Annotated in this window: 15 protein-coding genes; 8 read left to right on the top strand and 7 right to left on the bottom strand. The window is 68.0% G+C overall.

All coding sequences use genetic code 11. The features are described 5' to 3' along the window. Window positions 1-298: 298 nt before the first annotated feature. The 4 genes from ACEYYH_RS15625 to nhaA all read right to left on the bottom strand — a co-directional run bounded on the left by ACEYYH_RS15625 (window position 299) and on the right by nhaA (window position 4,584). Entirely contained in the window at window positions 299-1,060 is a 762-nt protein-coding gene (locus tag ACEYYH_RS15625) for an ABC transporter permease (RefSeq protein WP_374975244.1), read from the bottom strand. After that, window positions 1,057-1,821, bottom strand: coding sequence for an ABC transporter ATP-binding protein (locus ACEYYH_RS15620; RefSeq protein WP_374975243.1), 765 nt, complete (start codon window positions 1,819-1,821; stop codon window positions 1,057-1,059). The genes ACEYYH_RS15625 and ACEYYH_RS15620 overlap by 4 nt, the downstream gene beginning before the upstream one ends. After that, complete coding sequence (locus ACEYYH_RS15615; RefSeq protein WP_374975242.1) at window positions 1,811-3,085, bottom strand: glycosyltransferase; 1,275 nt, start codon at window positions 3,083-3,085, stop codon at window positions 1,811-1,813. Before ACEYYH_RS15615 ends, ACEYYH_RS15620 begins: the two co-directional genes overlap by 11 nt. 164 nt (window positions 3,086-3,249) lie before the next feature. Continuing rightward, window positions 3,250-4,584, bottom strand: a complete 1,335-nt coding sequence (nhaA, locus tag ACEYYH_RS15610; RefSeq protein WP_374975241.1) for a Na+/H+ antiporter NhaA — start codon at window positions 4,582-4,584, stop codon at window positions 3,250-3,252. A gap of 214 nt (window positions 4,585-4,798) precedes the next feature. On the opposite strand from nhaA, the gene ACEYYH_RS15605 reads away from it, so the two are divergent. The 3 genes from ACEYYH_RS15605 to ACEYYH_RS15595 all read left to right on the top strand — a co-directional run bounded on the left by ACEYYH_RS15605 (window position 4,799) and on the right by ACEYYH_RS15595 (window position 8,406). Continuing rightward, the gene (locus ACEYYH_RS15605; RefSeq protein ID WP_374978241.1) at window positions 4,799-6,169 is read left to right on the top strand and encodes a TrkH family potassium uptake protein; all 1,371 of its coding nucleotides are present in this window, start codon (window positions 4,799-4,801) and stop codon (window positions 6,167-6,169) included. Further along, entirely contained in the window at window positions 6,135-6,863 is a 729-nt protein-coding gene (locus tag ACEYYH_RS15600) for a potassium channel family protein (protein ID WP_374975240.1), read from the top strand. Before ACEYYH_RS15605 ends, ACEYYH_RS15600 begins: the two co-directional genes overlap by 35 nt. Window positions 6,864-6,948: 85 nt before the next feature. Next, entirely contained in the window at window positions 6,949-8,406 is a 1,458-nt protein-coding gene (locus tag ACEYYH_RS15595; RefSeq protein WP_374975239.1) for an alanine/glycine:cation symporter family protein, read from the top strand. A gap of 218 nt (window positions 8,407-8,624) precedes the next feature. Here the strand turns inward: ACEYYH_RS15595 and ACEYYH_RS15590 are convergent, their stop codons facing one another. The 3 genes from ACEYYH_RS15590 to ACEYYH_RS15580 are packed head-to-tail and all read right to left on the bottom strand — an operon-like array spanning window position 8,625 to window position 10,812. Next, window positions 8,625-9,776, bottom strand: a complete 1,152-nt coding sequence (locus tag ACEYYH_RS15590; protein ID WP_374975238.1) for an MFS transporter — start codon at window positions 9,774-9,776, stop codon at window positions 8,625-8,627. Further along, a complete protein-coding gene (locus ACEYYH_RS15585) occupies window positions 9,776-10,465 on the bottom strand; it encodes an aquaporin (protein ID WP_374975237.1) in 690 nt (229 codons plus the stop codon). The genes ACEYYH_RS15590 and ACEYYH_RS15585 overlap by 1 nt, the downstream gene beginning before the upstream one ends. After that, on the bottom strand, window positions 10,462-10,812 hold the full coding sequence (locus ACEYYH_RS15580; protein ID WP_374975236.1) for a metalloregulator ArsR/SmtB family transcription factor: 351 nt from the start codon (window positions 10,810-10,812) through the stop codon (window positions 10,462-10,464). Before ACEYYH_RS15580 ends, ACEYYH_RS15585 begins: the two co-directional genes overlap by 4 nt. Before the next feature lie 88 nt (window positions 10,813-10,900). Here ACEYYH_RS15580 and ACEYYH_RS15575 point away from each other — a divergent pair, with 88 nt between their 5' ends. The 5 genes from ACEYYH_RS15575 to ACEYYH_RS15555 all read left to right on the top strand — a co-directional run bounded on the left by ACEYYH_RS15575 (window position 10,901) and on the right by ACEYYH_RS15555 (window position 15,124). Further along, window positions 10,901-12,214 (top strand): FAD-dependent oxidoreductase, encoded by a 1,314-nt coding sequence (locus tag ACEYYH_RS15575; protein WP_374975235.1) that lies wholly within the window; start codon window positions 10,901-10,903, stop codon window positions 12,212-12,214. Beyond that, complete coding sequence (locus ACEYYH_RS15570; RefSeq protein ID WP_374975234.1) at window positions 12,214-12,726, top strand: GNAT family N-acetyltransferase; 513 nt, start codon at window positions 12,214-12,216, stop codon at window positions 12,724-12,726. The genes ACEYYH_RS15575 and ACEYYH_RS15570 overlap by 1 nt, the downstream gene beginning before the upstream one ends. 90 nt (window positions 12,727-12,816) lie before the next feature. Further along, complete coding sequence (locus ACEYYH_RS15565; RefSeq protein ID WP_374975233.1) at window positions 12,817-13,710, top strand: metalloregulator ArsR/SmtB family transcription factor; 894 nt, start codon at window positions 12,817-12,819, stop codon at window positions 13,708-13,710. A gap of 49 nt (window positions 13,711-13,759) precedes the next feature. After that, window positions 13,760-14,173, top strand: coding sequence for an arsenate reductase ArsC (locus tag ACEYYH_RS15560; protein ID WP_374975232.1), 414 nt, complete (start codon window positions 13,760-13,762; stop codon window positions 14,171-14,173). Window positions 14,174-14,176: 3 nt separating this feature from the next. Continuing rightward, window positions 14,177-15,124: a PstS family phosphate ABC transporter substrate-binding protein gene (locus ACEYYH_RS15555; protein WP_374975231.1), complete on the top strand. Its 948-nt coding sequence runs from the start codon at window positions 14,177-14,179 to the stop codon at window positions 15,122-15,124. Window positions 15,125-15,146 lie beyond the last annotated feature (22 nt).

The raw sequence follows: 15,146 nt of genomic DNA, 5'->3' as shown, positions 1-15,146 counted from the left end.
GGCGGAACTACCTTTCGAATCAGCGGTGGATGATCAGGCGCCGGGGTGGGCCGGCGGATCGGGATCCTGATTCGGGTCGCCGTCGCCCTTGTCGGACCGCGGTCCGCTGGCGCGCCGCTGTGCGGCGCGGGTGGGGCGCGCGAGACGGTCTTGAAGGCCGAGCCCATGCATGAATGGCATCGAACTCACGCTGACAACGTATGCCCATGGGGCGCCCCGGGAAAGGGGCTCGTGGGCGACGCCTCGTGCGTTACCGGGTGGGGCCACGAGATTTCGAGACCCGCGGCGCACGCCGGGGTCATCGATCCAACTGCATGCGTGTCCAGGTGAGCGCGGTGGCTCCGCCGAAGACGGTGGGGACGACCGCCACGCCGAGCAGTGCCGGCCACGGCACTGTGTCGGGGGCGATCGCCCACAATGCGGGGGCGATGAGCGGGACCCAGACGCCCACACCGAGCACGGCGCAGACCTGGGCGACGATGAGGAGCACGATGGTCGCGGCGATGCCCGCGAGGACGCTGCGCGCCAGGCTCGCGATCCAGCCTGCCGGCACCGCGAGCAGTGCAGTGAGCAGGGTGAGCAGCGGGATCCGCAGCAGTTGCATGGCGTTGTCTGGGTCGCTGGAGGGCAGGCCGGCCGCGATCCCGATCACGCCGAGTGTGACGGTGAGAGCCACAGCCATCGTGACGGCCCACCCGAGGAAGACGAGCAGCTTGCCGAGTGCGACCGAGGCGCGGGGCACGGGTAGTGCGAACAGGCCGGCGATGGTTCCATCGGCGAACTCGCGACCGTAGAGCCACGAGACCAGGATGCCGCACGCGCCGAATCCTCCTGCGGCGAGGACCTGGGCTGCCGTGCCGACAAGCAGTGTCCAGCCGTGAGTCTCGGCGAGCGGTCCGAGGCGGGCCAACACGCGTTCGTCGCCGGCGGCCGCGGCTGTCAGCAGTCCGCCGGTGAGTGCCGCGAGACCGAAGATGAGAATCCCCGACGTCCACGGGAGCACGCGTGAGGCGACGGCCTTGCGGGTTTCGACCGACACAGCGATCCCGAGTGCGTTCATTCGTGCCGCCGTGAGACGTCGTCGGCGTGCACAAGGGAGAAGAACGCGTGCTCGAGGTCTATGGTGCCTGGGGCGAGGGTGCCGATGATGCGGCCGTCGTTCATGACGCTGATGCGGTCGGCGATGCGGGCAACCTCGTCGAGGTGATGGCTTGAGACGAGGACGCCGGCTCCTGACCGGGTGCGGCGGAGGATCGCTTCGCGGAGCAGGATCACGCCGGCGGGGTCGAGCGCGTTGGTCGGCTCATCCAGCACGATCAGCCGCGGGTGATGCTGCAGGGCGGCGGCAAGACCCAGCCTTTGCCGGTTGCCCAGAGACAGCCGACGAGCCCGCACGTGGACATACCGGCTCAGGTCGAGTTCGTCCGCTACCGCATTCGCCATCGCCGATGCACGGGCGGGAGAGGCCCCGTGCATCCGGGCAGACATACGCAGATTGCTGCGGGCGCGGAGCTCCGGGTACGCGAGCGCCTGCTCGACCAAGTGGCCGACGCCCGACCACGCCTCTGCAGGCAGACCGGTCAGTGGGGTCCCGTCGATGAGGATGTCGCCGGCCTGGGGACGGAGCATGCCCAGCATGAGCCGCATCAGGGTGGTCTTGCCGGCCCCGTTGAGCCCGACCAGCGCGTGGATCTCACCGGCCGCGACGGTGAGGTCCACGCCGTGGACGCCGGCGCCGCCGCGGAACCTCCTTCGAACCCCGCGCAGCTCGGCGCGCAGCTCGGGCGCCGCCTGTTCCGAAGGCGATGCCTCACCGATCATGGCGCTGCCCGGCGACAAGCTCGATCTGATGCAACGCGCGGATCGCGTTCCCGGGCCCATCCTCCGAGGCGATCTGCGCGGAGAGCACCGTCGCGGCGGCCCCGTATGCCGCGTTGGAGATGAGATCTACGATCCGCCCGCTCAGCGACTCGGAGGTGGCGCGGCGCAGCGGGAGCGGACGTGGGCCGGCACCCAGCTCGTGGACGCGGCGCCCCCAGAATGGCTGGTCGCCGAGCACCGGGCACACCAGCGTGGGCTTGCCGGCCCGCAGTCCGGCCGCGGTGGTGCCGGACCCGCCGTGGTGGACCACCGCATCGACACGCGAGAAGAGCCACTCATGCGGCACCTCGTCGAGGGGATAGATGTGCTCGCTCGGCTCGACGGAAAGCGCGCCCCAGCCGGTGGACACCACGGCTCGCACCCCCAGCACGTCGACACCGCGCAGCGCTTCGTAGACAAGGCGGCCACGTTCGACCGATCTCCCTCCGAAGCCCATGCTGCCGAACCCGACGTAGATCACCGGGCTGCCGCCGTTCAGAAATGAGACGAGATCACGCGGTGGCTCCCACGTGGGGGCGGGGTCGCCGAACCAGTACCCGGTGACGTGTGCGGATCCCGGATAGTCGGCAGGCACGGGCACCACGTGCCGGCTGAATGGGTACAGCACCGGCACCGCCGCCCCGGCGGAGGTGGTGAGGTAGTCGGTGAATCTGCCCATGGGTGGCAGCCCGAGACTGTCGCGCCGGAACGTGTCGATCATGCCGCCGTAGGCCAGTGCGGTGAAACGATTGAACTCGTAGCTGAGTCGGCTCAGCCGGCCAGGCAGCGGACGCGACAGGAACGGGACCGGAAACGCGGACGTGCGAGTCAGGAACGGCAGCGGAATGGAGGCGACGAACGGCACCCTCAGCCGCTCGGCGACGTGCAGCCCGCCCAGGGCCTTGGGATGCGCGACGATCACTGTCGGCTGAACGCGTTGGGCGATCGCCCACTGCTCGCGCAACGAGACTCGCATCCCCGCTGCCATCTGCCGAGCGAGCGTGATCGCCTGGCGCGGGCCACTGAGTCGGGTCATCCCGGCCCGCATCACCCGGTCCATTTCGGTCGCCATCGGCTCGAAGCCGACGGCGGCGGAAACCAGGCCGCGGTAAGGTTCGGGCGCGGCCAGCACCGCGACGTGACCGGCCCTGGTGAGCCGCTCAGCGAGGACGGCGAACGGCTCGATGTCGCCACGCGTGCCGAACGTGAGAATGAGAACGCGCATCAGTGAGTCCCATCGACGAAACGATCGCCGACCAGGCTTCCCGGCACTCCTACCGTCACCATACCGCTGTCACCTCCGTGCCTGCAGTGCCCGCCGGTCGTGGGTCGATGCCCTCGGGGCTGCCTCGACACAACGTCGGCTGAGAGCACTCCGGCGTACCGGCGTCACTCTCGCCGCTCATAGACGTCGGGTACGCCGTCGCCGTCGGAGTCCAACGCCTCCCGATCTGCGATTCGCCGGTACCGGCGGTTGCGGGCGAGCAGGATCACGGATGCCGCGGCCGAGGCCAGAACGGACGCGATCATGATCGCGATCTTGGCATCGTCGTTGTGAGCGCTGTCGACTCCGAAACTCAGTTCGGCGACCAGCAGCGACACCGTGAACCCGATGCCGGCGAGCACGCCGACGCCGACCAGATCGATCCACCGCAGCGCCGGGTCCAGCCGGGCCCGGGTGATGGCGGTGAGGACACGGGTGGTCAGCACGATGCCGACCGGCTTGCCCAGCACAAGCCCGGCAACGATCGCGACGGTGACGGGGTCGGCGATCGCCCGCGCGACACCCTCTACACCGCCGATAGCGACGCCCGCGGCGAAGAACGCGAAGACCGGGACGGCGAATCCCGCCGACAACGGCCGGAACCGGTGTTCGAACTCTTCCGCGAGGCCGCCACCCTTGTCGGTCAACACGAGCCCCGGCGGCTGCCGGACGGGGACGGTGAATGCCAGCGCCACACCCGCGATCGTCGCATGCACGCCGGAGGCGTGCATGAACGCCCACGCGATGAATCCGATCGGCAGGAGAACCAGCCAGGCAGCCGCCGGCCGCAGATGGAACAGCTTCTGGTATCGCTGAGCAACGAACCCGTAGACCGCGATCGTCAGGACCGCGAACAGGAGCGGGAGCACCTCGATCGCCGTGGTGTAGAAGATCGCGATGATGGCGATCGCGATGAGATCGTCGACGACCGCCAGGGTGAGCAGGAAGATCCGAAGCGGTGCCGGCAGATGCGACCCGACCAGCGCGAGGACGGCGACGGCGAAGGCGATGTCGGTGGCGGTCGGGATCGCCCACCCCACGCCCAGGCCCGGCCGTTGCCACACGACGGCGGTGTAGATCACGGCCGGCACCACGACCCCACCGACGGCCGCCGCGATCGGCACCACCGCGGTGCGGAACTGCCGCAGATCGCCGACGACCACCTCACGCTTGAGCTCCAGGCCGACCAGGAAGAAGAAGATCGCCAGCAGCCCGTCCGCCGCCCACGCTCCCAGAGAGAGGTCCAGATGCCAGGGCGCGTACCCGACCGTGAAGTCCCGCAGTGCGAAGTAGGCGTCCGCCGCCGGGCTGTTCGCCCACACCAGCGCGATGATGGCTGCCGCTACCAGTAGGGCGCCCCCGACGGCTTCCTTGCGCAGCAGGCTCGCGATCCGGGTGGCCTCGGCGAAGCTGCCGCGGGTGGGGAACGTCGGAACGGAGCGGAGGGGGCGTCGGGTCATTGGCGGACTCATTCGCAGGATCGGTCGACAGGGAGCATGTCGACCAGACTTCCCGACCCGCCTCATCCCACCCTATCCCGGCTATCCCGGCGATCTCGGCGATCTCGCGTACCGCGTCGATTCCCGGGAAGGGGCCGGAACGACCGCAGGCGTGAGGATTCCGTGAGGGGAGCGAGCGCGCGAACAGTCGCGCGAGTAGCGTGTGCTGGTGGCGATGCGACAACCGCGAAGACGGATGCGCCGCCGAGAGCTCGCGTCGCGGCTACGCCTGCATCCGGCACAAGCCGTCGCTTTCGGGTTCGCCCTCGCCATCGCGGTCGGAACGATCTTGCTGCTGACCCCGATCGCGAAGGCCGGACCCGGCGGCGCATCCTTCGTCGAAGCGCTGTTCACTGCGACCAGCGCCGTCTGCGTGACAGGTCTCGTCGTCGTCGACACGCCGACCTTCTGGACGCCGTTCGGGCAGGTCGTCATCCTGGGGCTCATCCAGCTCGGTGGACTGGGCATCATGATCTTCGCATCCCTGATCGGGCTGCTTCTGGCCCGCCGGATCTCGGTGCGGTCGCGGATGTACGCAGCGGCCGAAGCCAAGGTGCTGGGTCTCGACGACGTCCGCGGCGTCGTGCGGGGGATCGTCGGCATCTCCCTGATGGTCGAGGCGGCACTGTTCGTGGTGCTCTTCCTGCGCTTCCTGCTGGGCTACGGCTACTCGATCGGCGACGCAGCCTGGCATGGTGCCTTTCATGCCGTGTCGTCGTTCAACAACGCCGGATTCGCCCTGTACAGCGACAGCCTGATGGGCTTCGTCGCCGACCCACTCATCTGCCTGCCCATCGCGGCGGCCATCATCCTCGGCGGACTCGGCTTCCCCGTCATCATGCAGCTGCGGAAGGAACTGCGGCATCCGCTGCACTGGACGATGAACACCCGGCTGGTGCTCTGGGCGACGGCAGTCCTGCTCGTCGCAGGTTCCGTCTACATCACCGTGATCGAATGGGACAACCCCGCCACGCTGGGGAGCCTTCCCCCGTGGGTCCGCGTGATGGCCGGGTTCTTCCAGTCGGTGCAGACCCGCACAGCGGGATTCAACTCCATCGACATCGGCGCGATGCACGATGAGACCTGGCTCGGCATGGACATCCTCATGTTCATCGGCGGCGGCCCAGCCAGTACTGCCGGTGGCATCAAGGTCACCACCTTCGCCGTGCTGTTCTTCATCATGCTCACCGAACTTCGCGGCGAGGGCGCCGTGAACATCTTCGGCAAGCGACTGTCCAGGGCGGTGCACCGGCAGGCGATCACCGTCGTCCTCATCGCCGTCGCCGCGGTCATCTCGGGCACCGGCGCCGTTATGCTGCTCACCGGAGAGAACCTCGACAACGCCCTGTTCGAGACCGTCTCCGCCTTCGGCACCGTCGGAATGTCGACCGGGATCACCGCTGACCTCTCGGAGCCGGCGCAGCTCGTCCTCGTGGTGATGATGTTCCTCGGACGGCTCGGGCCGCTCACGCTCGGGTCGGCCATCGCACTGCGTGAGCGTCGCATCCTCTATGAACTCCCGAAGGAGAGGCCCGCCATTGGCTAAGTTCCCCAGGTTCATCAGTTCTGACCGCTCAGACCGCGTCGCCGAAGCCCACTCCGTCGCGGTGATCGGCCTAGGACGATTCGGTCGCGCCCTGGCCCTCGAGCTCATGACAGGGGGTGCCGACGTGCTCGGCATCGACCTGTCGGAGGATCTCGTGCAGTCGCTGAACGGCCAGCTCACACAGGTCGTCCGAGCCGACTCGACCAAACGCGAGGCACTGGAGCAGCTGGCTGTGCACGAGTTCGACCGGGTCGTCGTCGCGATCGGCGGCGACATCTCCGCGTCGATCCTCACCTGCTCGGTGCTGCTGAGCATGAACATCCCGGCGGTCTGGGCCAAGGCGGTCGACGATCAGCACGGGCTGATCCTCGAGCAGCTGGGCGTGGACAAGGTGATCTACCCGGAGAAGGACATGGGCCGCCGGGTCGCGCATCTCGTGCGCGGTGCCGCGCTGGACTTCATCGAGATCGCCCCCGGCTACGCGATGGTCAAGGCGCCGGCGCCTTCGTCCATCCTGGACAAGCCGCTAGGCGAGACAGGATTGCGACGCAGCCACGGCGTCACCATCGCAGCGTTCCAGCACGGGGAGTCTCCCTGGGACAACGCCGACAACCGCACCGTCCTGCGGTCGGGGGACACCATTCTGGTTGTTGGCAAGACCCGCGACGCCGAGGCGTTCGCCCAGCTTCTGTGAGCTCGGGCGCGTCACCCGCGGCAGCCGGTGCCGTTCGCCATACTGGCGGGCATGGATGCCGTCAACGAGTGGTTGCTGACATGGGGTGACAACCTCTGGACGTGGATCGTCCTGCCGGTCGTCGTCCTTCTGGGTCTTCACGGTCCGCTCCGGCGTCGTGCAGTTCCGGCTCATCCCCGAGATGTTCCGCACCCTCACGGACAAGACGCCAAGGACGCCCGACGGCGAACCCCAGTCAGTGTCGGCCTTTCAGGCCTTCACGATCTCAGCGGCCTCCCGCGTCGGAGTCGGCAACATCGCCGGCGTCGGCACCGCCATCGCTGTGGGCGGCCCCGGAGCCGTGTTCTGGATGTGGGTGATGGCGTTCATCGGGGGAGCATCCAGCTTCATCGAGTCGTCGCTCGCCCAGCTGTTCAAGGTCCGCGACCGCGACAGCTTCCGCGGCGGCCCGGCGTACTACATGCAGCGCGGCTTGAAGGCGCGATGGCTGGGCGTGTGGTTCGCGGTGATCCTCATCGTCTGCTTCCCGTTCGCCTTCAGCTCGCTTCAGGCCAACACGATCTCCGCAACCATCACTTCGAGCATCGGCGGAGACATCGCGTGGCTGCCGTGGGGCATCGGCCTGGGGATCGCCGTGCTGACGGGTCTCGTCGTCTTCGGCGGCGTCCGACGCATCGCCTCGGTCACCCAGTTCCTGGTGCCCATCATGGCCATCGCCTACCTGCTGCTGGGCATCGTGGTGGTCGCGCTGCACGTCGACCGGATCGGCCCCGTCTTCGCCGAGATCTTCACCTCCGCGTGGGGATTCAACGAGGTCGTCGGGGCGGCATTCGGGTACATCGTCCTCACCGGCGTCAAGCGCGGAATGTTCTCCAATGAGGCGGGACTCGGCTCGGCGCCGAACGCCGGCGCGAGCGCCGCCGTCACGCATCCGGTCAAGCAGGGGCTCGTGCAGACTCTCGGGGTCTACTTCGACACCTTCCTGATCTGCTCGATCACGGCGTTCATCATCCTGGTCTCGGTGCCGGATCTCGCCGGAGCGACCCGAGGCATCGGGCTCACGCAGGGAGCACTCGTCGGCACGCTCGGTGAATGGTCGAACATCGCGCTCAGCGTGATCATCTTCCTGCTGGCGTTCTCCTCCATCCTGGGCAACTACTACTACGGCGAGTCCAACATCGAGTTCATCTCGCCCAACCCGGTCCTGCTCACCGTGTACCGGATCCTCGTGGTGGGCGCGGTGCTCGCGGGTTCGGTGGTCGGTGCCGATCTCGTCTGGAACTTCGCAGACGGGGTCATGGGCCTCATGGCACTGACGAACCTCATCGCCATCGGTCTGCTTTCCGGACTCGCCTTCAAGCTGCTCAAGGACTACACCGGTCAGCGCCGCGCCGGCCGCGACCCGGTCTTCACCCGCGACCGGCTTCCCGGCGTCACCGGCATCGAGTGCTGGGAGGACGAGCTCAGCGTCACCGGCCCGATCGACGTCTCGACCAAGGCGAGGCAGGCCGAGAAGCACCGCGACCACCTACACCACGAATGAACGGGCCCTTCCAGCGGCTGGCAGGTGCACGGCTACGGCGCTCTCGATCGCCGCGCACTCCGCCGCGTCGGTGCCCGGCTGGGACGGCGCGTGCGGGTGATTCGCGTCGTACGGAACCGCAGACTCTTCGACAGATCGCGGTCCCGTGAGGTCCGACGCACCTCGTGACCACAGCGCACCCGGTGTGGGTCGAGCCGGGTCGTTGCGCCGCCGGCCGATCATCGGCGTATGGCGACAACACCGCCCAAGGCGCACACGACCGCCATCGCGTAAGCCATCGACGCATAGGATCCGAGCGCTCCGGCCAGCAGGGCGGCGAGTCCGGGAGCGAGTGCGGTGAGTGCCGTGACCGGTGCGGCGAGGGCCCCGTTGAGCTTGCCGTACGAGTCCGCGCCCCAGCGCTCGGCAACGGCCGATGCCTGGACGAGGGTGAGCGCGCCGCGGATCGCGCCGCAGACGATCCCGGCGACGAAGATCCCCGCCGCGCCCGAAGCGAATCCGTAGGCGGTGAGGGCGGCCGCACCGAGTCCGCCAACCGATGCGGGTGCGATCCATGGCGCAGCAGTGTGGGGGATCACCAGGTACAGGAGGCGGCCGAGCACTTGGCCTGCGCCGATGAGTCCGAGCACCCACGCCGCGACCTGGAGATCCAACCCCTTCTCAACCGACGAAGGGACCGCGGACAGCGTGACCGCGTAGAGCGAGAAGGACATGAGGGCGAACGAGCCGGCGACGATCCAGAAGCGAGCGGTCCGCAGCACTCGCCGCGCCTCGCCGTTGCCCCCTGGCCGAGCGTCGAGGTGCGCCCACCGGCTCTCGACGGTGAGCGCGTACGTGGGAAGCGCCGTGACGATCAGGATGGCGGCGAGCACGACGAAGGCCGTTCTCCAGCCGACGGCGAGCACGAGCCAACCCGTGAGTGGCGCGAAGATGGTCGACGCGAGGCCACCCGCAAGCGTCACCAGTGTCAATGGACCCCGTCGCTCAGATCGGTAGCGATGAGTGATCACGGCGAACGCCGCCTGGTAGAGCACCGCGGATTGAGCGGCGCCGCACACGATCCACGCTGCGACGAAGATCCAGATCGTCGGCGAGGCTGCGGCGGCGAGCAGGGCGACGGCTGCGACGACCACCCCGATCACCATGACGCGTCTTGGATGCCGGTCCAGCCAATGCCCGACGGGGATTGCGCACACCGCTGAGGTCAGCAGTCCCCAGGTGATGGCGATGAAGACCACGCCGTCGTCCCAGCCGGTGTCGTTCGCGATCGCGGGTGCGGCCACCAGCACGGCGTAGTACAGCACGCCCCACGCGACGATCTGCGCGAACGCGAGAGCCGACAGGCGTGCGCCGCGCGAAGATCCTGCCATCAGCCTCGCGAAACGGCGGGCTCAGGCACCGTGACGGGGAAAAGAGCCCGGACCGCCGCGTAGCCGAGGGCTGCGCCGACCAGCTGCGCTCCGATGAACGGAAGCACAGACGCGGGGGCGATCCCGGCGAACGTGTCACTGAACGTGCGGCCGATCGTGATCGCGGGGTTCGCGAAACTCGTCGACGAGGTGAAGAAGTACGCCGCCCCGATGTACGCGCCGACAGCGGGGGCGGCGAGATGCGAGCGTCCGGTGCGCACCAGCGCGAAGATCAGCAAGATGAGTCCGGTGGTCGCCACCACCTCCGACAGCAGCAGCGGCCACGCCGAGCGGTCGGTCGTGCTCCACGAGATCGCCGGCACGTCGAACATCACGTTGGCAAGCACGGCACCGGCGATGCATCCGAGCACCTGCGCCGGCAGATACACCGCCGCGGTCGACCACGTCCGCCGGTGCAAAATGATGTCGACGAGCGTGACCACTGGGTTGAAATGGGATCCCGAGACGGTCGCGAAGACCAGGATCAGCACCGCGAGGCCGAGCGCGGTGGCGAAGGCATTCTCGAAGAGCTGCAGTCCGACATCGGTCGGGGAGAGGCGTTGTGCGGCGATGCCGGAGCCGATCACGACAGCGGCGAGTCCCGTGCTGCCGAGGAACTCACCGGCAGCGGCGCGAATGGTGTGGGTCACGAGGCGACGAGGAGCTGCGAGACGCGGTCCAGCGCGCCGGGCACGAGCTTGAAATAAGCCCAGGTGCCACGCTTGCTGCGGGTCAGAAAGCCGGCGTTCGTCAGAATCTTCAGATGGTGCGAAACTGTCGGCTGGCTGAGCCCGACGGGCTCGATGAGGTCGCAGACGCACGCCTCGGAGTCCTCCGATGCTGCGACGATGGACAACAGCCGGAGCCGAGTCGGGTCCGCCAGGGCCTTCATGGTCCCGGCGAGCTGCTCGGCCTCTTCGGCGGTGAGCGGCTCGCGCACCAGGGGAGTGCAGCACACGCCGGCAGTGATGTCAGTCACGTCGAGCATCGTGGTCATGCATCGAGGATAGTCGATATTGACAGATGTCGATACGTGGGTTCAGAATCGAGACATCGAAGTTCATCGATATCCGCTGGAGGACCTTGTGACCCTGCTAGACCTCACCCCCCGAGTCGCTGAAGCGAGCCCGCTGTCGACGCTACCCGTCGCGATCATCGGCGCTGGCCCGATCGGCCTCGCCGCTGCTGCCAACCTGCTCGAGCGGGGCATCGACTTCGTCGTCTTCGAAGCGGGCGATGAGATTGCCGCGAGTGTCCGAGCCTGGGGTCACACCCGCCTGTTCTCCCCGTGGAAGCATCTCGTCGACCCGGCGTCGCGGCGGCTGCTGGAGGAGCACGGCTGGGAGCTGCCCGACGCGGAGCGCGCGCCCTCGGGGACGGAACTGGTCGAGGCGTACCTCTCACAGCTGGCTGCCCTCGACGAGATCGCCCCGCATATCCGCACCGGCGTCGAAGTGATCGGCGTCACCCGCGAAGGGATGGACCGGACCCGCACCGCCCGCCGAGCCGCCACTCCCTTCGCGGTACGCATCCGGACGGCGAGCGGCGGCGTTGAGGACATTGCCGCGCGCGCTGTGATCGACGCATCCGGCACGTACACGTCTCCGAACTCGCTGTCGTCGAGTGGGCTGGAGCTGTTGGGGATGGCGGACATCGCTGACCGTGTCACCCTGGCGCTTCCCGATGTGCTCGGAACGGACCGTGCCGAGTTCGCCGGTCGCCGGGTCACGGTAGTCGGAGCCGGGCACTCCGCGGCCAACACTTTGCTGGCTCTTGTGAAGCTCGCCCGCGAGGAGCCCGGCACCACGGTGACCTGGCTGATCCGCAACGCCAAGGCGGTGCGCGTCTCGTCCTCGTCCGATGATGAGCTGATCGGTCGGGCGAACCTCGGCAGCCGTGTCGACCGGGCGGTGGAGCGTGGCGACATCGCCCTGATCGACGGCTTCGAGATCATCCGTGCGCGCCGAGCAGGCGACGCGGTCGAGCTGGTCGGCCACCGCCATGCAGAGGTGGTCACCCACGAGACGGACATCGTGGTCAATGCGACGGGTTTCCGGCCGAATCTCGACATCCTCCGCGAGATCCGCCTCGAGCTGGACGAGATCGTCGAAGCGCCCAAGCGCCTCGCGCCGCTGATCGACCCGAATGTGCACTCCTGCGGCACGGTCGAGCCTCACGGCTTCCGCGAGCTCACCCACCCGGAGAAGGGCTTCTTCATCGTCGGCATGAAGTCGTACGGGCGCGCGCCGACCTTCCTGCTTGCCACCGGCTACGAGCAGGTGCGCTCGGTGACGGCCTGGCTCGCCGGCGACACCGTATCCGCGTCGAACGTTGAGCTCGTGCTTCCCGCGACCGGGGTGTGCTCCACCGACGCAGGCAAAGGCGGTGGCTGCTGCTGATGACGGAAGTGCGCGAGATGACGCCAGCCGATTGGCCGGCCGTCGAGGAGGTGTACGCACAAGGCATCGAGGACGGGGAGGCGACCTTTGAGGTCGCCACCCCCGCCTGGCAGTCGTTCGATGCGGGGAAGCTGCCCGCGCTGCGGTTCGTCGCCGTCGACACGGGCGGTGCCCTCGTCGGCTGGATCGCCGCGTCGGCCGTGTCTGCCCGGCCGGCGTACAGCGGGGTCGTCGAGCACTCGGTCTACATCGATCGCAGTGCTCGGGGACAAGGCATCGGCCGACTCCTGCTGGACGTGTTCATCGACGCGGCCGAGGAAGCGGGGATCTGGACGATCCAGTCGAGCATCTTCCCGGAGAACGCCGCGAGCCTCAGACTCCACGAAGCGGCAGGGTTCCGTGTGGTGGGGCGGCGCGAACGCATCGCCCGATCGGGCGCCGGCCCGCACGCCGGCTGCTGGCGGGACACACTCCTTATCGAGCGCCGTAGCGCCAAGGTGGAGCGCGACTGACAGGGAGGACGCGAGTCTTGGGGTCCATGCCCGTGATCTGGCGTCCGCGCTCGTGTGACGCCGACAACAGTCGTCGATAGACTTTCGTCTATGAATCCTGCGGTGAGCATCACCTCATTGGGGGATCCGACCCGTGTGCGCATCCTCCGGCTGATCCGCGACTCGGAGGATGGTCGGGCCCTCGTCGGGGCGCTGGCGAAGTCGTTGGAGCTGCGGCAGCCGACGGTCAGTCACCACATGAAGGCGCTGCACGACGACGGCATCGTCGTGCGCGAGCCTGACGGGCGCCGCGTCTGGTACTCGATCGCGCCTGCCCACGCCGATCTTGTCGACTCGATCCTCGGCGGCGCTGAGCCCGCGGACGAGCCCGATCTGGATCGTATCGCCGGTGACCTCTCCGTGCGCTTCCGCGGTGTGTTCAGCCGCGAGACCGTCCGCGCGATCGTCCGGGACAGTCACCAGCTCCTGGCCGGTCACTCGCAATCTCCGATGTTGGCGAGCCGCACGGCGACGTTCGCCGCCTCGAGGCTGGACGCACTCCAGCGTGATGACGCACCCACCCCGACCGTGCCCACCGTGCTCTTCGTCTGCGTGCAGAACGCCGGTCGCTCTCAGATCGCCGCGGGAATCCTCCGACAGCTCGCCGGTGACCGAGTGGCGGTGCGAACGGCCGGCTCGGAGCCGGTCAGCGATGTGCGCCAGAGCATCGTCTCCGCGTTGAACGAGATCGGCGTTTCGCTGGGTGGCGAGTTCCCGAAGCCGCTCACCGATGAAGCCGTCCGCGCGGCCGACGTCGTCGTCACGATGGGCTGCGGCGACGCATGCCCGGTCTACCCCGGCCGCCGGTACCTGGACTGGGAACTTGATGACCCAGTCGGCAAGTCACCTGAGCAAGTTCGTGCGATCAGGGACGACATCGAGGGGCGGGTCCGCGGCCTGCTCGATGAGCTGTTCCCCGAAAGTTCATCTGCCCCGACTCGGTAGATAGATAGATCTCGGTCTATGCTTTCTGGTGAGAGAAAGCGAGACCGCCATGAGCGACAAGCCCACCGTCCTGTTCGTCTGCGTGCACAACGCCGGCCGTTCCCAGATGGCGGCCGGGTACCTTCGCACCCTTGGTGGTGACGAGGTCGAGGTGCTCTCCGCGGGATCCGCGCCCAAGGACGTCATCAATCCGGTCGCGGTCGAGGCGATGGCAGAGGAAGGCATCGACATCGCCGGTAACACCCCGAAGGTGCTGACCGTCGACGCTGTGAAGGAATCGGATGTCGTCATCACGATGGGCTGCGGCGACGCGTGCCCGATCTTCCCCGGCAAGCGCTACGAGGACTGGGAACTCGACGACCCGGCCGGACAGGGCATCGAAGCCGTCCGTCCCATCCGCGACGAGATCCGCCGGCGCATCGAGGCGCTGCTCGACGACCTGCTCCCTGAGCGGGTGGCCTAAGCGATGAACCGCACCGCGCCGCTCGCCGCGGCGACGATCCTCATCGCCGCACTCGCACTCAGCGCATGCGCCGGCGAGTCGGCCGGCGACTCCGGCGAGAACCTGAGCGGGACCGTCGTCAGCGACGGCTCCTCCACGGTCGGTCCGCTTACGAAGGCGGCATCGATCCAGTTCGCGGGCGTCCAGGCGGACGTGGCGGTGACGGTCCAGATCACCGGCACCGGTGGCGGGTTCCGGTCCTTCTGCTCCGGCGAAACAGACATCTCCAACGCCTCCCGGCCGATCGACGACGACGAGGTCGCCAAGTGCGAGGCTGCGGGCGTCGAGTACACCGAGATCGTGATCGCCAATGACGGAATCTCGGTCGTGGTCAATCCCGAGAACAACTGGGTGGACTGTCTCACGGTCGACCAGCTGAAAACGATCTGGGCTCCCGATTCCCAGGGATCGGTCACCAACTGGAACCAGGTCGACGCCTCATACCCGGACGTTCCGCTCATCCTCTTCGGTCCGGGCGCGGACTCGGGCACGTTCGACTACTTCACCGAAGCGATCAACGGTGAAGAGGGAAGCAGCCGCAGCGACTACACCGGCTCCGAGGATGACGACGTGACCGTTCAGGGCGTCAAGACAGACGAGGGTGCGCTGGGCTACTTCGGGTTCACCTACCTCGAAGAGAACGCGGAGGTCGTCAAGGGCCTCGAGGTCGACGGCGGCGACGGCTGCGTCGCTCCGTCCGTCGAGACCGTCCAGGACGGCACGTACGCGCCGCTGGGCCGGCCGCTGTTCATCTACGTCAACAACACCTCTTACACGGATGAGGCGGCAGTGAAGGCGTTCGTGGACTACTACGTCGAGAATGCCGACGCGATCGCCCAGTCCTCACTGTTCGTCCCGCTCACGGACGAGCAGACCGACATCGCGCGGGACGAACTCGCCAGCCTCGGCTGACCGCCCCGCACAATCCGAAGGA

Source organism: Microbacterium trichothecenolyticum (genome assembly GCF_041938625.1).
In the GTDB taxonomy this organism is placed as follows: Bacteria; Actinomycetota; Actinomycetes; order Actinomycetales; family Microbacteriaceae; genus Microbacterium; species Microbacterium trichothecenolyticum_D.
Note: the sequence above shows the minus strand (reverse complement) of the source record. Positions and strands in the feature narration are given on the sequence as shown.